The 17,814-nt window shown below is 69.1% G+C and carries 15 protein-coding genes; 8 read left to right on the plus strand and 7 right to left on the minus strand.

Annotated features, from left to right (window positions below):
* The first annotated feature begins 19 nt into the window (after positions 1–19).
* Positions 20–1,225 (plus strand): cytochrome P450, encoded by a 1,206-nt coding sequence (locus OHA88_RS05030; protein WP_328624399.1) that lies wholly within the window; start codon positions 20–22, stop codon positions 1,223–1,225.
* A 196-nt stretch (positions 1,226–1,421) separates the two neighbouring features.
* Here OHA88_RS05030 and OHA88_RS05035 read toward each other — a convergent pair whose 3' ends face one another.
* Positions 1,422–2,726 carry an MFS transporter gene (locus OHA88_RS05035; protein ID WP_328624400.1) on the minus strand — a complete coding sequence of 435 codons (1,305 nt, stop codon included), beginning with the start codon at positions 2,724–2,726 and terminating at the stop codon, positions 1,422–1,424.
* A gap of 83 nt (positions 2,727–2,809) precedes the next feature.
* Here OHA88_RS05035 and OHA88_RS05040 point away from each other — a divergent pair, with 83 nt between their 5' ends.
* The gene (locus OHA88_RS05040) at positions 2,810–3,145 is read left to right on the plus strand and encodes an ArsR/SmtB family transcription factor (RefSeq protein ID WP_328624401.1); all 336 of its coding nucleotides are present in this window, start codon (positions 2,810–2,812) and stop codon (positions 3,143–3,145) included.
* A 486-nt stretch (positions 3,146–3,631) separates the two neighbouring features.
* Here OHA88_RS05040 and OHA88_RS05050 read toward each other — a convergent pair whose 3' ends face one another.
* Positions 3,632–4,246: a GNAT family N-acetyltransferase gene (locus OHA88_RS05050; protein WP_328624402.1), complete on the minus strand. Its 615-nt coding sequence runs from the start codon at positions 4,244–4,246 to the stop codon at positions 3,632–3,634.
* Positions 4,247–4,583: 337 nt separating this feature from the next.
* On the opposite strand from OHA88_RS05050, the gene OHA88_RS05055 reads away from it, so the two are divergent.
* The 3 genes from OHA88_RS05055 to OHA88_RS05065 all read left to right on the plus strand — a co-directional run bounded on the left by OHA88_RS05055 (position 4,584) and on the right by OHA88_RS05065 (position 7,679).
* Positions 4,584–5,609, plus strand: coding sequence for a PP2C family protein-serine/threonine phosphatase (locus tag OHA88_RS05055; RefSeq protein WP_328624403.1), 1,026 nt, complete (start codon positions 4,584–4,586; stop codon positions 5,607–5,609).
* A gap of 316 nt (positions 5,610–5,925) precedes the next feature.
* Positions 5,926–6,897, plus strand: coding sequence for an ATP-binding cassette domain-containing protein (locus OHA88_RS05060; protein WP_328624404.1), 972 nt, complete (start codon positions 5,926–5,928; stop codon positions 6,895–6,897).
* On the plus strand, positions 6,894–7,679 hold the full coding sequence (locus OHA88_RS05065; protein ID WP_328624405.1) for an ABC transporter permease: 786 nt from the start codon (positions 6,894–6,896) through the stop codon (positions 7,677–7,679). The genes OHA88_RS05060 and OHA88_RS05065 overlap by 4 nt, the downstream gene beginning before the upstream one ends.
* On the opposite strand, the gene OHA88_RS05070 is transcribed toward OHA88_RS05065, so the two are convergent.
* The 3 genes from OHA88_RS05070 to OHA88_RS05080 form a co-directional block, all read right to left on the minus strand.
* Positions 7,660–10,788 carry an ATP-binding protein gene (locus OHA88_RS05070; RefSeq protein ID WP_328624406.1) on the minus strand — a complete coding sequence of 1,043 codons (3,129 nt, stop codon included), beginning with the start codon at positions 10,786–10,788 and terminating at the stop codon, positions 7,660–7,662. The genes OHA88_RS05065 and OHA88_RS05070 overlap by 20 nt on opposite strands.
* Before the next feature lie 9 nt (positions 10,789–10,797).
* Positions 10,798–11,031, minus strand: a complete 234-nt coding sequence (locus OHA88_RS05075; protein ID WP_328624407.1) for a DUF6083 domain-containing protein — start codon at positions 11,029–11,031, stop codon at positions 10,798–10,800.
* 115 nt (positions 11,032–11,146) lie between these two features.
* On the minus strand, positions 11,147–11,659 hold the full coding sequence (locus OHA88_RS05080) for an NUDIX hydrolase (RefSeq protein ID WP_328624408.1): 513 nt from the start codon (positions 11,657–11,659) through the stop codon (positions 11,147–11,149).
* 444 nt (positions 11,660–12,103) lie between these two features.
* Between OHA88_RS05080 and OHA88_RS05085 the strand changes: the two genes are divergently transcribed.
* Together OHA88_RS05085 and OHA88_RS05090 are read left to right on the plus strand one after the other, a co-directional pair.
* On the plus strand, positions 12,104–12,505 hold the full coding sequence (locus OHA88_RS05085) for a PPOX class F420-dependent oxidoreductase (protein WP_328624409.1): 402 nt from the start codon (positions 12,104–12,106) through the stop codon (positions 12,503–12,505).
* A 535-nt stretch (positions 12,506–13,040) separates the two neighbouring features.
* On the plus strand, positions 13,041–14,639 hold the full coding sequence (locus OHA88_RS05090) for an ISL3 family transposase (protein ID WP_443044176.1): 1,599 nt from the start codon (positions 13,041–13,043) through the stop codon (positions 14,637–14,639).
* 8 nt (positions 14,640–14,647) lie between these two features.
* On the opposite strand, the gene OHA88_RS05095 is transcribed toward OHA88_RS05090, so the two are convergent.
* On the minus strand, positions 14,648–15,145 hold the full coding sequence (locus tag OHA88_RS05095; protein WP_328624410.1) for a hypothetical protein: 498 nt from the start codon (positions 15,143–15,145) through the stop codon (positions 14,648–14,650).
* A gap of 231 nt (positions 15,146–15,376) precedes the next feature.
* Positions 15,377–16,420, minus strand: coding sequence for a saccharopine dehydrogenase family protein (locus OHA88_RS05100; RefSeq protein ID WP_328624411.1), 1,044 nt, complete (start codon positions 16,418–16,420; stop codon positions 15,377–15,379).
* A gap of 128 nt (positions 16,421–16,548) precedes the next feature.
* On the opposite strand from OHA88_RS05100, the gene OHA88_RS05105 reads away from it, so the two are divergent.
* Positions 16,549–17,484 (plus strand): helix-turn-helix domain-containing protein, encoded by a 936-nt coding sequence (locus OHA88_RS05105; RefSeq protein WP_328624412.1) that lies wholly within the window; start codon positions 16,549–16,551, stop codon positions 17,482–17,484.
* The last annotated feature ends 330 nt before the right edge of the window (positions 17,485–17,814 follow it).

Below are 17,814 nucleotides of genomic sequence, written 5' to 3' on the forward strand. Positions count from 1 at the left end.
CCAACCACGAGGAGCCACCATGGACTCCGAGACTTTGCTGGCACGGATCACCGACTACGAGAACCGCCCCAACCCCTACCCGCTGTACGCGGAACTCCGCGAGGCCGGTCCTGTGGTACGACAGGCAGACGGCAGCTATCTGATCGGCACCTACCACGAGATCGCCGCACTGCTTCACGACCCTCGGATGAGTGCCGATCCGCGCATCCGCACCGCCCCGTCCCCGTACCCGTCCGGTGAGACGGTGAAGCCGCCGTTCCTGCGGCTCGACGACCCCGAGCACCACAGGCTGCGCACCCTGGCCATGCGCCCGTTCGGCCCGCCGCACAGCCCTGGCCGGGTCGACGCCATGCGCGGCGAGATCACCCGCATCACCGGCGAACTGATCGAGGAACTCCGGGACCGCAAGCAGATCGACATCGTCGACGACTTCGCCTACCCCCTGCCCATCACAGTCATCTGCCGACTGCTCGGCGTCCCGCGCGAGGACGAGTCACTGTTCCAGGCGTGGACCGACTCCATCGTCGCGACCGCCGACATCGGACCCGAGGAAGACACCACGGAACGGGACCGGACAGGCCGCCAGGCCCGGCAGGAGATGGGGCTGTACCTGGTCAACCTCGCTGAACAGCGCCGCGACCGGCCCACCGACGACATGCTCTCCGCCTTCGTCAACGAGCCGGATCCGGCCCTGCGGCTCAGCCAGGAGGAACTCGCTGAGACCACCGTGCTGTTGTTCATCGCAGGGCACGAGACCACGGTCAATCTGATCACCAACGGAGTCCTCACGCTGCTGCGCCAACCCGAGCAACTGGACCACCTTCGTCGCGAACCCGGCCTGCTGCCACGGGCGGTGGAGGAACTACTGCGCTACGAACCCCCGGTCCACATGCGCGAGAGGATCCCCCACGCCGACATCGACATCGCCGGCACGACGATTTCCCAAGGAACGTCCGTCGTACTGGCGCTGGCCTCAGGCAACCGCGACCCCAGGCGGTTCCACGAGCCCGATCGGTTCGATCCCACCCGGCCGGACAACCAGCACTTCGGCTTCGGCAGCGGCATCCACCTGTGCTACGGCGCACCCGTCGCCCGCCTCGAAGCCGAGGCCGCGCTCGGCACGCTGATCCCCCACCTGAGCACGGCAAGCCTGGTCCAGGACCCGCCGCCCTACCGGCAGAACGCGATGCTCCGCGGACCCCGCCACCTGCCCATCCAACTATGACTCGGCTACGTGGCGGCACACGGCGGCAGGCAGGACCAGATCACTGCCGAGATCGGCTTCGCCACCGCCGCTTCGCTGCGCCGGCACATGAGCGGCGAACTGGGCGTCTCACGCCTGGCCTACCGCCGCACCTTGCGGGCTGAGGCGCCTGCCGACCAGGTCGGCGCGTGCGACCCGCGCTCCAAAGATGGAAGGGTCATTGACGACAAGGCTCCCGTCCCCCCGCGACATCCGCCGCCATCGGGCGGGACGGGGCGACGGCGGCCAGGCCCTCGGAGGAGGCCACTGCCGCCAGGGACATGGGGGCGGGCCGGCGAACAGCGGTTCCGGGGACGGCGGCCAGCAGTGCCAGCACGATCACCACGGCGCCGTAGACCATCGTCGCGGTGCGCAGGCCGAGGGACGGCACGGCGAGCCCGGCCAGCACGGCAGGAACGCTGAAGGCCAGGTAGCTGACGATGTAGACGGAGGCGAACAGGTCCGCCCGCTCCGTGGGGCCGGCCAGTGACGCGAGCGAGCGGAAGGTGCCCAGGAAGGAACTGCCGAAGCCGGCGCCGGCGAGGGCTGTGCCGACGAAGAACAGCGGCGTCGAGGGTCCGACGAGGGCGAGCAGTGTGAGACCGGTCCCGGCGGCGAGGGCCACGGACCCGCCGGCCATCACCCGCTTCGGCGCGAGGTCGCCCACCAGCAGCGAGGCGACGGCTCCCGTGCCGAAGAGAGTGGTCACCACCAGGCCACCGACCAGATGGCTACCTATGTGCAGGACTCCTGCGGCCACCGAGGGGCCCAGTGCGAGGTAGAGCCCGCCCATCGCCCAGGTGGCGATGAGAGAGGGCGTGGCCGCCAGGAAGGCCTTGCGGGCCTGGGGCGGCACGGCCACCCGCGGCCGCAGCGAGGCCCAGGCACCCGGCCGGGGTGTGACCGGCTCGGGCAGGAAGAACACTGCCGCGGCCAGCAACAGGAATACGGCGATGAGCAGGACGAAGACCAGCATCGTGGGAGCGGGGGCGTACTGCACCAGCAGTCCCGCGCCCAGCGCCCCGACGGCCAGCCCGGCAGCCGGCGCGACGCTGCTCAGCAGCGGGCCGAGGTGCGATGTGGGTGACGGCTGGAGATCGAGCAGCCCGGCACTGATGGCGCCGGCCGCCGCACCGGTCGCCAGCCCCTGCACGGTCCGCGCCACCAGCAGCGGCCCGACACCGTCGGCAGTGAGGAACACCACCATGGACGCGGCCTCGACGATGAGCGCGGCAGCAAGCACGGGTCGCCTGCCGATGTAGTCGGACAGTCCTCCGACGATCAGCAGCGCGACCAGCAGGGCCAGGGCGTAGACGGCGAAGATCGTGGTGAGCGCGATCGGCGAGAAACCCCAGCGGTGCTGGTACACCACGTAGAGCGGGGAAGGCGCGCTGGCCGCGGCCAGAATCGCAAACAGTGTGACGGCCAGCAGCCAGAAGCCGACCGGGCGCGGTACTCGCCTCGCCAGACGCTCAGTGTGCATGTCGACTCTCCGGATAGTTCCAATAATTTCGAACAGTAAGAGCCTACGCACACCTCGGTCGATAGTTCAAGTATTATCGAACCATGAGTGGAACCTCCCGTGACATGCCACACCCCGACGTCGCCGACGTGGTGCTGACCGATGTGCTGTTCGCCCTGAGCGACCCCTCACGGCTGGACATAGTGCGTCGCCTGACCGAGGGGCCTCTGGAGGTCGCGGCCTGCCGGCCCATCGGCGGGGAGATCCCCAAGTCCACCCTGTCCCACCATCTGAAGACGCTGCGCGAGGCAGGGGTCGTCCGCAACGTCCCGCGCGGCCGGCAGCGCTTCATCAGCCTGCGCCGCGAGGACCTCGACAACCGTTTTCCCGGGCTATTGGCTGCCGTCCTCCACCAGCCCCAGGCCGAACCCCGCGGCTGACCTGCCCCTGATCTCCTTACCTGGCGGCCAGGACTACCGCCAGGTCATCGCGGGCACCACGGACTTCCTCAACGACCTCACCGACGGCTGGAGCGGACAGGGGTATCCCGGTCCCTGCGCGAGTCGGGGTTCGGACTGGAGGGCGTACGGCGGGTTCTGGAGCGGGAAACGACCGTCGCGGCCACCGCTGCCGCACACCTGCGGGCCCTGGATGCACAGATCCGGGCCCTGCGCCCGAGCCGTACCGTGTTGAGCACGGTGGCCAGGCGGCAGTCCCATCCACAGAGGTGGGAGAACAACCGCCCCTGAGTGCAGCCCTGTTGTCCGAGACTTCTCACTCTCACTTCTGGGGCCCGGCGAGTTCGACGTCGCCCTGGGCCAGCGCGCCCCGCAGGTGCTGCTCAACTCGTGCAATGGAGTTTTTCGGGGTGCGGGCACGACTGAGCCCCTGTTGGCCTTGAGCGCTCGAGTTGGCCCGGCTGAGCGTCAGAGTTGGCCCGCAGGAGGGCTGCCCTCTTTCCCACCTGCGGGGCTGCAACGGAAGTTCGTGGGCTGTGCTGCTGTGTGTGCCATCTCGGCAGTGATGGCCCATCGCTCGTGGTCCCTCCATTCGCCATTGACGTACTGGAAGGCAGGCGAGTACCCCTCGCGCCGGAAGCCCAGACGTTTGACGAGGTTCAGCGAGGAGACATTGTCCGGCTGGATGTTCGCCTCCAGCCGGTGCAGTTCCAGGGGGCCGAAGGCGTGCTGGATCACGAGCCTCAGCCCCTCGGTCATATAGCCACGGCCGGTCGTAGACGCGTAGGAGGTATAGCCCAGGGTTCCGCTCCGGAGAGTGCCCCTGACCACGTTGTTGATGTTGACGCCGCCTACGATCGTGCCCCTGCCGCGCAGACAAATCACGAAGCCCTCATGGGTGGGCTGCCCGATCCGCTCAAGGTAGTTCTCGAACGCCTCCACCGTGTTCTCACGGGCGCCCAGCCAACGGCGAAGCATCTCAGCGCTCTCCTGGGCCAGCGCTGTGAGCTCGTCGTAGTCCTGACGGCGGACGTGGCGTATGACCACTCGCGGCCCTTGCAGGAGGTGACTGGTGATTGCCATCCGGGGATCCTACGCAGCCCGCTCGTGCACACGTCCGGCGGCTCGTGAACAAGCGACCCGCGGGTGCCGCGACTCGCGACGCACAGGATCTGGCAGGGACCACCCCTGTCGGGGCAGCCGGACCGTCCCCCGGTTCCAGCCGCAGGACCCACACAGATCTGCTCGTACGCTCTGACACTTCGCCAACCGTAATGCGAAGAAACAGATCAGATGTGCATAAGGTTCCTCTATGTCACATGCCGGTGAAGGGGGCGCGGGAAGGATCAAGGGGCTGACGCGGTGGCGTCCTCGGCCTGGCAGCGACAGGACGTGGGCCTGGTGGCTTCCTCTGCTGCTGATGGCCGTGGACGTAGTGGTGGACCTGGTGCTCGTCCAGGGCCGCGAACCTCTGAGCTTCCTCCTGATCGGAGCCCCGCCCTTGGCGGCGGCCACCCGGAGCCCGCGGCACACCTCCGGCATCACCGTCGTATGCCTGGGGCTGGAGATGTGGATGGCGTCCCGACGCCCCGGACACTTCGGCGAACAGCATCACTTGGCCCTCTACACCGCCACTGTGCTGATCGGCATCGCCAGCGTCGCGCTGTCCCGACAGCGGATCCGGGCCGAGGCCAGTCTGGTCCGCGCCCGCTCCGTCGCCGAGGCCATGCAGATGACGGTGCTGCGCCCGTTCCCGGAAAGGCTCGGTCCGGTGCAGGCAGCGGGCTTCTATCAGGCGGGCGAGGGCGGCACGCTGGTCGGTGGTGACTTCTACGAACTGTGCGAGACCCCGTTCGGCGTCCGGGTCATCCTCGGAGACGTACGTGGGAAGGGGCTGGATGCGGTTCAGACGGTCGCCACCGTCCTGGGGAGCTTCCGGGTATCCGCCCACGAGTGGAGGGACCTGAGCCGTCTCGCGGAGCGCCTGGAGCTCAGCATCGCCCGCAATTCCGGATGCCCGGACGGCGACGAGGAGTTGTTCGTCACGGCCCTCCTTCTGGAGTTCCCACCTGACGGAGGCTCGGTGAGAATCGTCGACCGCGGGCATCCGTCGCCGCTCATGCTCACACCGCACGGCACACAGCGGCTTCATACCAGCCCTGGACTGCCGCTGGGCCTGGGTGAACTGGGCCCCATGAGGGCCGAGGTCACCACCCATCCGCTGCGGACCGGGGAAGTGATCCTTCTGTACACGGACGGGGTGAGCGAGGCCCGGAACGCGGGTGGCGAGTTCTATCCGGTGATCGACCGGTTGACAGATCACTTCGGCGACGGCCACAGGGCTCTGGATCCCGAGGCTCTCGTGTCCTTCCTCAGGTCTGACACGGACAGGTGGTCGGTCGGAGCGGACGACGACCGGGCCGTGATCGCTCTCAGGCTCGCGTAGGGGTCCAGCGGCTCCGGAGTGGTCCGCAGCAGGGCGCGCCAGGCCGTGAACAGCTCGCCGCCCGTGACCGCGAGGGGGGCAGGCCGATGAACACGAACTGTCGCAGAAGAAGCGGGATGTGTCTGCCCGTCAGCGTCTGCCCCTCGACCGGCGGGAGGACGCCCATGCCGCGCCATGTCCCCCGGCCGGGATCGCATCTACAAGTGCGAAACCCGCCGCGCCACACCGGGCGACGACTGCCCTCCACCACCCGGTTCCAGGGCGCTGAAACCAGCGTGAAACCGTGCTGAAAGCGCCCTGCAGCAACCTCTGCGGCATGACGACAACGACTTCGCACTCACCCGCCATCGCGGCCACGGGGCTGCGCAAGGCATACGGGGACAAGACGGTCCTCGACGGCATCGACCTGACGGTGCCGGCCGGCACTGTCTTCTCCCTGCTCGGCCCGAACGGCGCAGGCAAGACCACCGCCGTCAAGATCCTCTCCACTCTCATCACCGCCGACGCCGGCGAGATCCGCGTCGGCGGCCACGACCTGACCACCGACCCACAGGCCGTGCGCGCCGCGATCGGCGTCACCGGGCAGTTCTCCGCCGTCGACGGGCTGATCACCGGCGAGGAGAACATGCTCCTCATGGCGGACCTGCACCACCTGTCCAAGCGCGAGGGGCGGCGGATCACCGCCGAACTGCTGGAGCGCTTCGACCTGGTGGAGGCCGCGAAGAAGCCCGCCTCCACCTACTCCGGCGGCATGAAGCGCCGCCTCGACATCGCCATGACCCTGGTCGGCGACCCGCGGATCATCTTCCTCGACGAACCCACCACCGGCCTCGACCCCCGCAGCCGCCACAACATGTGGCAGATCATCCGCGAGCTCGTCACCGGCGGCGTCACCGTCTTCCTCACCACCCAATACCTGGAAGAAGCCGACCAGCTCGCCGACCGCATCGCCGTACTCAACGACGGCAAGATCGCCGCCGAAGGCACCGCCGACGAGCTGAAGCGGCTGATCCCCGGCGGACACGTCCGGCTCCGCTTCACCGACCCGGCCGCCTACCAGAGCGCCGCCTCCGCACTGCGCGAAGTAACCCGGGACGACGAGGCACTGTCCCTGACCATCCCCAGCGGCGGCAGCCAGCGCGAGCTGCGCTCCATCCTCGACTGGCTGGACTCCGCCGGCATCGAGGCCGACGAACTGACCGTGCACACCCCCGACCTCGACGACGTGTTCTTCGCCCTGACCGGCAGCACCAACGTCCCCAACCAGCCCAAGGAGACAGTCCGATGAGCACCCTCTCCCTCGCCGTACGCGACTCGAACACGATGCTGCGGCGCAACCTGCTGCACGCCCGGCGCTACCCGTCCCTCACCCTGAACCTGCTGCTCACCCCGGTCATGCTGCTCCTGCTCTTCGTCTACATCTTCGGCGACGTGATGAGCGCGGGCATCGGTGGCACCGACCGCTCCGACTACATCGCCTACATCGTCCCGGGCATCCTGATGATGACCATCGGCGGCACCGTGATCGGCACCGCGGTCTCCGTCTCCACCGACATGAACGAGGGCATCATCGCCCGCTTCCGCACACTGGCGATCCACCGCGGCTCCGTACTCATCGGACACGTGGTCGGAAGCCTGCTGCAGTGCATCGCCAGCGTGATCCTCGTCGGCGCCGTCGCCGTCGCCATCGGCTTCCGCTCCACGGGCGCCACACCCCTGGAATGGCTGGCTGCCCTCGGGCTGCTCGCACTGTTCTCCCTGGCACTCACCTGGATCGCAGTCGGAATGGGCATGGCCAGCCCGAACGCCGAAGCCGCCGCCAACAGCGCACAGCCGCTCATCCTCCTCCCGCTCATCTCCAGCGCCTTCATCCCGGCCGACACCATGCCCGGCTGGTTCCAGCCCGTCGCCGAATACCAGCCCTTCACCCCCGCCATCGAAACCCTGCGCGGCCTGCTCCTCGGCACCGAGATCGGCAACAACGGATGGATCACCATCGCCTGGTGCATCGGCCTGGCCGCGCTCGGCTACCGCTGGTCGACGACATCGTTCAACCGCGACCCGAAGTAACCGCCATGACAACGCGGGCCGCCTCCCGCAACTCGCCCCGCCCCAGGGCGGCGCACTCCGACACCGCGTCGGAGTACGCCGCCCCGTCGGCATCCTCGGCCGCCCGCCGAGCCCGGACCGCAGACATCGTCGGCTGAAACTCCCGCAGCACCCCCAGCCGTTCGGCCAGCGCGATCATCCGTACGGCACTGGTGTCGCCGGACGCGAGCCCCGCCATGCCGAGGGCGTGCAGCACCGTGCCGAACAAGGGGAGCTCGGAGGGCGAGCCGACCGGATCGGAGAGCAACGTCCGCAGCCGCTGCCGCAGCCGGTCGACCACCTCCGCGACCAGCCCGAGTCGGCCGGCGTGCGCGTGCGCCGTCACCGCCACCGACTGGATCAGGTACGCCCACGGGTCGAGCCGGGCGTCGCCGCCACGCATCGAGCCGGCCGCGAGCATTCGCTCCACGGTGCCGCGCCAAAGACCGAGCCCGACCTCCGTCAGTCCGCGGGCGAGCGCGATCTCGGCGCGCCCGCCGAGATCGGGCCGGTAGAAGTCGTCCTGCTGCGGGGTGTTGTCGCTCTCCGACTGCCGCAGCCAGTATTCGGCCTCGTCGGGGTCCCCGCGCTGCAGGCAGGCGAGGACGAGGAGCGAACGGATGGCGATGTAGTCGTGCCCGTCGCCGAGCCGCGGCAGCACCTTGAGCGCCGCCTTGAGATGCTCGTACGCCTCTTCGCCCCGCCCTGTCCGCAGGCACAGCTCGCTCAGTCGGGAATGCACCATGAGCTGCACGGACGGATTGTCGACCGGCGCCAGTCCGGCGACCGTCCGGCGGGCCGAGACGAGCGCGCGGTCGATGTCGTGCTCGAACTCCCAGACATAGCAGGCGACGCACTCAGCAATGCCGGATAGCAACGGCTGTTCGCTGTCGCAGAGCTTGCGCAGCACGTCGTAGTCGGGAGGCCTTATCTCGGGGACCGCGCTCAACACGACTGCGGTGGCGCGCATCAGCGTGTTCGGCGGGGCCGGAGGCAGCCGCCGGAGGGTGACGAGCTGGCGTACGGCGCGTGGGCCGGGGCCCATGAACACGGTCGCCGTACCCAACACCGCGGCGGTGCGCGCGACTTCGACGTATTCGGGCTCGGGAGAGTAGTGCGACAGCGACGGTCCGGTGTCCGCGGCGAGGGCGGCGAGGCGGGGATAGTTGGTGCCGGTGGACCACAGGCTGGCGAGGACGGCGGTGAGGGCGGCGGTGGCGGGATTGTCCGTACGGGCCAGGGCGTGTCGTAGGGCCGGCACGAGGTTGTCCTGCTCGGCCTTGATCCGCTCCCAGGCGGCCGCCGGCTCCGGGCCGAAGAGCGCGTCGTGGTACGCGACCCCGAAGTCTCGCGCCCAGGTGAGGAACAGGCCGACGGCCTCCTCGTCCTCGCCCGCCTCGGCACGCCGGGCCGCGCTGAACTCCCGTACGGTCTCCAGCATTCGGAACCGTACGCCTACCGGGGTGTCGGCGACGGTGAGCAGCGACTGATCGGCCAACTGTTCAAGGAGGAACAGCGCATCCTCACCGAGGACCTGCTCCGCCGCCTCGCCCAGGAAGCCGCCGGGGAAGACGGACAGCGTGCGCAGCGCCGCCCGGGCGTCGTCCGCGAGCAGGTTCCAGCTCCACTCCACGACCGCGTGCAGCGTGCGGTGTCGCTCCGGCAGGCCCCGCACCCCGCCGCGCAGCAGCGCGAACCGGTCGCCGAGGCGGCGGGCGATGTCCGGCACCGAGAGCGCCCGCACCCGTGCCGCGGCCAGCTCAACGGCGAGCGGCAGCCCGTCGAGGTGGCGACACAGCTCGGCCACCGCGTCCGGCGGCAGCTGCACGCCGGGCCGGGCGGCCCGGGCCCGCTGGGTGAACAGTTCGACGGAGGTGTCGAGACCGAGCTCCGGCAGCGCGTACACCGCCTCCGATGTGAGGCCGAGGGGGGCCCGGCTGGTGGCGAGTACCCGTAGGTCCTTGGAGGACGAGACCAGGGCCTGTACGAGGTCGGCGGCGCCCCGGACGACCTGTTCGCAGTTGTCCAGGACCAGCAGTGCGGGCCCGGAGCCGAGCACGCCCAGGATGCCGGACACCGGGTCGTGGCCGTTCATGGCGCCGGGCCGCCCGTCGCCCGCGCCGAGCGCGGAGGCCACCTCCGTGGCCACGTCCTCGTCCGCGGTGACGCCGGCGAGCGGCACGAAGAACACCACGCGTTGCTCGGCCCGGCGGCTGACGGCGTGCGCGAGCCGGGTCTTGCCGAGGCCGCCGGGGCCGATGACGGTGACGGCGCGGGAGGCGCGCAGCAGCCGCTCCATCGCCGCAATGTCCTCGTCCCGGCCGAGGAGTGGGTTCGGCTCGTGCGGCACGCCGTGCCTGACCACAGGCGACTCGCCACGCAGCAGCTCCTGCTGTACGGCCTTGAGCCCGGCGCCCGGATCCGTGCCGAGCTCGTCGCGCAGCTCACGGCGGTAAGCCTCATACCTCATCAGCGCGGCGGACGGGCCCACCGTCGCCGCCTCGCCGCGCAGCAGCTCGGCGAGCACTTCCTCGTCGCGCGGATGCTCCGAGGCGGCCACGGCCAGCGGCCCGGCCGCCTCCGAGTGTCGTCCGAGGCGGGCGAGCGCGAGCGCCTGCGCGCGTACGAGCGTGCCGCGGACGAGGGCGCACCCGGTGCGCAATGCGGCTACGGGGTCGTCGCTGTCGCCGGCCCCGTCAGGAGTGCCCTCCCACAGCGCGAGCCCGGCCTCGGCCGCAGCCAGCGATCCCGCGTGGTCCCCGGCCCTGGCCCGGTCCGCGCCGGCGGCGGCGTGCAGCAGCAGGGCGGAGCTGTCGACCTGGTCCTCGGCAAGTGTGAGCCGGTATCCGGTCGGCGTGCTTACGAGGACGTCGGCGTCCAACTGCGCCCGCGCCCTGGACACGAGGACCTGCACCGCCTTTCCCGGCCGCTCCGGCAACTCGTCCGGCCACAGCCCTGCCACCAGCCGCTCGGTGCTGCAACCCGTGCGCAAGTCGGCCGCGAGCAGGGCGAGGAGACCGCAGAGCCGGGGCGCGGTGACCTCCTGTCCGCGATAGGCGACACGCGGCAGCAGGGTCAGGTCGGTGGTCACCCGTACAGACTAGCCATGGCCTGGCCGCCGGAACTCCTGTCGCGGGCCGAACTCCCGCTGTGTGGACGGCTGCCACAGCCGGTCACCGGGCAGGTTGAACAGGCGCTGCGCCCGCCGTTCGTTCTCCTGCCGCAGCATGGCGGTCCAGGGCCAGGGGTCTTCCGGTTCGGCGTCCGGGCAGGCCACGCGGTGCGCGATGCGGCACTCGGCGCCGTGAACGGGCTCGGCGCCCCACAGGTTCATCGCGTTCCCGTCCGGGGTGATGATCCAGCGCCGGCGCGGGGCGCGGTGTGGGCGGGGACGACGATTCGTTCCCTGCGGTCGGTCCCTGTACGCCGGCCGGAAGGGTGGTGGGGCGTCAGGTCTGGCGGCCGGTGAGGTCGAATCCGTGCTGCAAGTAGACGGTGAGGCCCTGGGTCATGGCGCGGGAGCAGGCGTGCACGCGGCGGGCCATGTGCGGGGCGAGCAGGCTGTCCCACTGTTCGGGGGTGGCCAACTGCCATGCGGTGAGTTCTTCGGGGTCGAGGTGAATTCGTGTCCGGGCCTCGGCCTGGGTGATCAGGCCGCCGTCGAAGAGGTAGTTGACCAGCGGCGGGCGGCCGTCGGCCTGTTCCGCCACCCAGTCGACGGCCAGCAGCCGGCCCGGCGTCAGGTCGATGCCGAGCTCTTCCTTGACCTCGCGCCGGACCGCTTGCAGCGGGTGCTCTCCCGTGTCCAGTCCGCCGCCAGGGATCTCCCAGGTGTCGGTGCGGTAGGACGGCTGGACCAGAAGAATGCGGCCCGCTGCATCGTGGATGACTGCTCCCGCACCGGCGATGTGCTTGGGCAGGGAGGCGTAGTACTCGGCAGAAGGAAGGTGCGTTGGACTCATGGGGTGCGACGCTAACGGTGCCGCTCACGGGGGCCGTGCAGCAACCTCGGCTTGGCACAGAACAGTGACTGACAGGTGCACTTCTCGCTCCAGCGGCACGTGCTCGGCCAGTTGGTCGCCGTCGCACCGGTAGGCGCGCCGGCAGGTGGTGCGGTGGAACACCGCATCCACGGTCCGTCCGCAACAGGTCGAGCTGTGCGCGGCGATCCTGCGTGACCACGGCTGCGGCACATCGATGCGGGAGCTTGAGCGCAAGCACGTGGCGGACGGTGCGGAAGGCATTGGATTCGGCCTGGTCGGAGACACGCAAGCAGCTGCCGCCCCGGGCGACCGCTCTGGATCCGCACAACCGGTGACCGAAAGTTCAGGGGGGCGGGGGCCGGGTTCCCTGCCGTGGCTACCGTTGCCCCAGCACCCCACCGAACCGCCCCCTGGAGAACCCCCGTGCCCGTGCCCCTCAGCGAGGAAGTGGTGGCGCTGCTGCGCCGCCCCAGCACCTGCTACATCGCTACCACGATGCCCGACGGCTCGCCCCAGCTCACCCAGACATGGGTCGACACCGACGGCGAGCACGTTCTGATCAACAGCGTTCAGTCGCATCAAAAGACCCGAAACATCGCACGCGACCCGCGGGTTGCCGTCGCGATCGCCGACCCCTCGGAACCGGCCTCCTACGTCCAGATCCGCGGCCGTGTGGTGCGTGTGACCACCGAGGGGGCGGTCGACCACATCGAGGCCCTAGCGCAGAAGTATCTCGGCGGGCCCTACCCATGGTTCGGCGGCCGCGACCAGGTCCGGGTGATCTATGTGATCCAACCCGAACGGATCAGCAGCCCACGCGGCTAATGATCACGATGTCCAGGTCTTCCATCCCGGCCCCCACCCCTTTGGACAGGAAAGTCAATGTTCGGCGGGACAACCTACCGATCACCAGGTTCGACGACATCGATCAGCCCTCATTGAGACCGGACACGTGCCGCCGTGCCTCCTCGACATTCACGAGCGGTTGACCACCAACTGCTTCCGCACCCCATCGGCAAACGCTGTTCCTGGCGAAATCGAAGCCACCTGGCTCCGCTCACTGGCAGTGACAGCTTTTGTCGATGAGTTCGGGGTTCTGGCACACATTCCGTGAGCGATCTCGAGTCCGGCTTCACCGAAGCCCGGTGACGTGTGGTCCGCGCAGGTCACGTGACTCGCGCCTCCTGCTGACGGCAGCTCTGAAGATCCTTCACGGAATGTGTGCCAGAGCCGAGTTTGGGTTCTGGTCCAACTTCTGTGGTGTGCCTACTCCCTGTGACCGTTGATCTTGCTGATTCGTCCGGCGAGATCGTCTGGAAAGTGCCAGTGACGACCTCGTCCGGGCTGATGCTGCTGGACTGTGTGCGAGGTACTGCTCCGGCTGGAAGAGCTACTCTTCCTGGCGACTCCGGAGATCACGGTGGTGTCGGTGCAGGGCGACGGCGAGGTGATCCGAGTCGGTGTCAGATGTCGGACGACGCAGGCTCGTTGCCCAGGCTGCGGAAGCTGGTCAGGGCGAGTGCACGGCTCCTACCTGCGGTTTCCTGCTGACCTCCCCGTGACAGGGCGCCGGGTGATGCTGCAGCTTCGTGTCCGGCGCTTCACCTGCGTGGACGCTTCCTGCGAACGGCAGACATTTGTCGAACAGGTCGCGGGCCTCACCCGTCGGCACAGCCAACGAACCGAACGCATGCGGTCGGTGCTGGCCGAGGTCGGCCTCGCTCTGGGCGGCCGCGCTGGCGCCCGTCTGGCCGACGTCTTCGGGGCAAAGGTCAGCCGGAACACGGTCCTACGGCTGGTGGACGCTCTCCCAGAGCCGCAACCGCGGATCCCACGAGTGGTCGGCGTTGATGAGTACGCGATGCACAAAGGGCGTGTTTACGGGACTGTGCTGGTCGACGTCGAGACCCGCAGGCCGGTAGACCTCCTACCGGATCGCGAGGCGGGCACCGTCGCGGCCTGGCTGGCCGAACGCCCGGGGATCGAGGTCGTCTGCCGAGACCGCGCCCCGTTCTTCGCCGAAGGCGCCAGCATCGGAGCGCCCACTGCCGTCCAGGTCGCCGACCGATTCCACCTGTGGCGCAACCTCGGCGAAGCGGCCGAGCGGTGCGTATCCCTCCACCGCCCTTGCCTTCGCGCGACCACCGCCGAGCCGCCCTCAGAGGAGGCCCTGGCACCAGAATCGGCCGACAGTGATTCGCCATGGCCCACCGGGCACCGGTTCGCCGACCGCACCCGCGCCAAGCACGCCACCGTCCATGCGCTGCTGGCCGCCGGCCACAGCCGCCGCTCAATCCAGCGTCAGCTCGGCATGACCTATCGAACCGTCCAGCGGCTGGCAGACGCCGCGACCCCAGAAACCCTGTTCCAGGGGCAGTGGCAAAACCGAAGGACCAAGCTCGACGACTTCAGGCCTTACCTACACGAGCGATGGGCCGAGGGCTGCACGAACGCCTGGACCCTCTGGGAAGAGATCAAGAAACACGGCTACACCGGCGGCTACGGAGCCGTCCGCGCCTACCTCCAGCCGTTTCGCACAACCCCAACCGGACCAGCAGCCCGGCCACCGTCCCCACGCACAGTCGCCAGCTGGATCCTCACTCACCCCGACACCCTGCCTGAGAGTGAGCGCCTGAAGCTGAAATCCGTCCTCGCCGGCTGCCCCGAACTGGATGCCCTCACCGGACACGTCCGCGCGTTCGGCAAGATGCTCACCCAGCTCCAGGGCAACCAGCTCCCACAGTGGATCAAAGCGGTCCGCGCCGACGACCTCCCCAGCCTCCACGCCTTCGTCAACGGCCTCGAACGGGATCTCGCCGCCGTCACCGCCGGCCTGACACTGCCCTGGAGCTCCGGCGTCGTCGAAGGCCACGTCAACCGGATCAAAATGATCAAGCGCCAGATGTATGGCCGGGCCGGCTTCGGTTTGTTGCGGAAGCGAGTCCTGCTGGCCTCCTGACCGGCCCGTCACGAGCTCTGCCGGAGGCGCTCCGCAGCCTGAGCAGGGGTGTCGTAGTAGCCAGGCCGTGCCAGCAGGACCGAGCTAAAGCAGTAGCCCTGTTCTTCATCCGGCTCATCGTCAGCTGCGAACGGACGCCAGAAGCTCAGCAGCAAGTCCGGGGCGATGAATGAAGCATCATCGTCAGGATCTTCCTCGATCGAGGTGAACCCACCGACGCGCCGGACAACCTCGCGGGCCGGAAGCGCGAACACGTCCACACCCTGGAACAACACTCGGTCCGTCTGGGACGACGGCCTTCCCAGCTCGATGGCTTCAAGCATGTCGCGCACGCAATGGATGCTGATCATCAGCCCGCTGGGACGGAACACGTGCTGCCCCGGCCGGTCAGACTCCGAGATCGCAGCGAGATCGCGGAGCGAGTCCAGCGCCGTGTTGGCCGCGTGGCGAGTCATACCGATCCGCAAGGGGCCAACGCCGGTCGGTGGAGTGAGGTCGAAGTCCATGCGGGCATGATCCCAAACAGGTCTGTCAACGAGTCACGAAGGGGCATCAGGCCCCAACCGGTTACAGAGCGTGAGCGCTCCACAGAAGTTGGACCAGAACCCGAGTTTGGGCAGCGGTTGGTCAGCACGTCGGACAGCGCCTGTGAAGGTGAGGGAATCGAACGAGGACGCCGACGCCTATGTCGTCACGGCTCGCTGAGGGCGCGGCCGACAGCCGGGCGGATGGCTGAGTCAAGCAGTCTGCTTCTGCGGGTTCAGGTCGAGTGCGATGTGCGGGGCGAGCGCGTGCAGGAAGTCCGGGGCGTCGAAGATCTCGCCGGCGGAGGCGACGCCGATGGTCTTGGCGCGGCCGGTCAGGACGCGCTCGAGGGCCTCGGTGACAAGGGGCGCGGTGACGGCGTAAATGTCCTGGCCGCTGGCCGTGGCCCGGCGTTCGGCTCCGCCCGAGCGCACGACGACGTCGACGAGGAAGGTCTGGTCCGAGCGCCCGCTCTCGTCGGCGGCGGTCGGGGCTGGTGCGTGGGGGACGGCGACGTCTCGAGCAGCCTCGGCGGTCATGTAGGTGGTCACGTCGGGGATGGACAGGTGCTGGGGGACAGTGACGACGTCCGCCATCGTGAACTCCCCGATCACCGGCCGGGGTCCCATCGGATCCGGGAAGCTCCACTCCAGGGTGGGCGCGTCGTCGGTGCGGTGCTCCCACTGTCCGCCGCTGTAGCGCAAGCGGTTGGCACCACGCCGCTCGCGGGAGACCGCGCCCGAGAGCCGAGTGCCGGCGGTGGGGTGCCAGCTGCTGAGCGCGTAGGCGATGTGTACCTCGTCGGCTTCGGTCCAGTCGCCCATCGCCGCGGTGGCCAGCAGGTCGCCGAGACCGCCGAAGAAGGCCATAGCCGGGACGATCACCGCTCCCGCGTCCCGGGCCCGCTCGCGGTAGTGGGCGAAGGTGTCGAGGTTTGCCTCGAGCTCGGCGGCCACGTCCAGGTACGGGATCCCCGCGCGCAGCGCGGCCTCGATCACAGGGCCGGCCGTCGAGGCGAAGGGGCCGGCGCAGTTGATGACCGCCGCCGTTCCCGCCAGGGCCCGGTCCAGCGAGGCCGGCTCCTCGACCGACGCCACCCGGGCCTCCAGCCCGTGCTTGTCGGCCAGCTCCTCCAAAACCTGCGCGTTGCGCCCGGACGGCACCGGGACGAACCCACGCGCGACCAGCTCCGCCACCACGAACCGCCCGGTGTGACCGTACGCGCCGAACACGGCCACCAGCTGACCTGACCCCATGAGACTGCTCCCGTGCACTCGAACGCCCGCTGCGATGTCGATCCGCTGCGGCCTGACACCCACATCCTGTCCTCGCGGCAGCACCCCGCACGAGCGTCGGAAACGACATGCTACGTACAGTTTCGGACATGCCCACTGTCGCGCTGGCCGTCACCGACGGCATGCTCCACTACGAACTGTCCGTGGCCGTCGAGGTCTTCGGGGCCGACCTGACCCACATCGTGGACCCCTGGTACGACTTCTCCCTCTGCGGGAGCGGTCCGGTGCGCGTCGACCGCTTCCGCCTGGAACCCGACCACGGACTCGACCACCTCGCACACGCGGACACGGTGATCGTCCCCGGCTGGGCCGACACGGATCGCGAACCGCCCGCCGAGCTGGTCGGGGCGGTGCGCGCCGCTCACGCGGCCGGCGCCCGCGTGGCCTCACTGTGCACGGGCGCCTTCGTCCTGGGCGCGGCAGGACTGCTCGACGGCAGGCGCGCCACCACACACTGGGCCCACACGCGGGAACTGGCCCGGCGCCACCCAGCGGCCAGCGTCGATCCAAACGTCCTCTACGTCGATAACGGCGACGTCCTCACCTCCGCAGGCAAGGCCGCCGCCATGGACCTATGCCTGCACATGGTCCGCCTCGATCACGGCTCGGCCATCGCCAACAAGATCGCCCGCCGTCTGGTCATCCCGCCACACCGCGACGGCGGCCAGGCCCAGTTCATCGCAACCCCCGTCCCCGCCCCGGGCAGCCACCCCCTGGACGAGCTCTTCCCCTGGGCGCTGGAGCGACTGGACCAACCGCTCACGGTAGAGGATCTGGCCCGCCAGGCCCGCATGAGCTCACGCCACCTCAGCCGCCACTTCAAACACCTCACCGGCACCACACCACTGCAGTGGCTCCACACCCAGCGCATCCGCCACGCCCAGGAACTGCTGGAAACCACCAACGCCACCGTGGACACCATCGCCGCGGCCACAGGCATGGGCACCGCCACCACCCTGCGTCGCCATTTCCACCGCACCGTCGGCGTCCCACCCGACACCTACCGCCGCACCTTCCGCCCCTAAGGAGTAGCCCCAAGGCCCCACCAGGCAATCGAACAACCCCACGGCACGGTGCTGTCCGACGTACTGAACAACCGCTGCCCAAACTCGGTTCTGGCACACATTCCGGTGTGCCAGAACCGAGTTTGGGCAGCGGTTACCGATGAATCGGCTCATGTTTGTTCATGGGAAAGGGCGACACTGTGGGGAGCCAGCCCGTAGCCCAACGTGTTCACTCGCCATTCCACAAGTAAGATCCGGGCGCCCTTCCGGGGTTCCCTTAGGCAGGGGTAACCGCCAGGTCACATTAAGTGTTGACGTGGGATGTCCCCCATAAGAAGTGCCGATAGCGTC

Source organism: Streptomyces sp. NBC_00353, assembly GCF_036108815.1.
Taxonomy (GTDB): domain Bacteria; phylum Actinomycetota; class Actinomycetes; order Streptomycetales; family Streptomycetaceae; genus Streptomyces.

Bases quoted from the DNA above. Each gene is read 5' to 3' on its own strand.
- OHA88_RS05105 (WP_328624412.1), top strand. From the start codon at position 16,549: ATGCCCACTGTCGCGCTGGCCGTCACCGACGGCATGCTCCACTACGAA.
- OHA88_RS05095 (WP_328624410.1), bottom strand. From the start codon at position 15,145: ATGGACTTCGACCTCACTCCACCGACCGGCGTTGGCCCCTTGCGGATC.
- OHA88_RS05100 (WP_328624411.1), bottom strand. From the start codon at position 16,420: ATGGGGTCAGGTCAGCTGGTGGCCGTGTTCGGCGCGTACGGTCACACC.
- OHA88_RS05060 (WP_328624404.1), top strand. From the start codon at position 5,926: ATGACGACAACGACTTCGCACTCACCCGCCATCGCGGCCACGGGGCTG.
- OHA88_RS05035 (WP_328624400.1), bottom strand. From the start codon at position 2,726: ATGCACACTGAGCGTCTGGCGAGGCGAGTACCGCGCCCGGTCGGCTTC.
- OHA88_RS05075 (WP_328624407.1), bottom strand. From the start codon at position 11,031: ATGAACCTGTGGGGCGCCGAGCCCGTTCACGGCGCCGAGTGCCGCATC.
- OHA88_RS05055 (WP_328624403.1), top strand. From the start codon at position 4,584: ATGGCCGTGGACGTAGTGGTGGACCTGGTGCTCGTCCAGGGCCGCGAA.
- OHA88_RS05040 (WP_328624401.1), top strand. From the start codon at position 2,810: ATGAGTGGAACCTCCCGTGACATGCCACACCCCGACGTCGCCGACGTG.
- OHA88_RS05080 (WP_328624408.1), bottom strand. From the start codon at position 11,659: ATGAGTCCAACGCACCTTCCTTCTGCCGAGTACTACGCCTCCCTGCCC.
- OHA88_RS05050 (WP_328624402.1), bottom strand. From the start codon at position 4,246: ATGGCAATCACCAGTCACCTCCTGCAAGGGCCGCGAGTGGTCATACGC.
- OHA88_RS05030 (WP_328624399.1), top strand. From the start codon at position 20: ATGGACTCCGAGACTTTGCTGGCACGGATCACCGACTACGAGAACCGC.
- OHA88_RS05065 (WP_328624405.1), top strand. From the start codon at position 6,894: ATGAGCACCCTCTCCCTCGCCGTACGCGACTCGAACACGATGCTGCGG.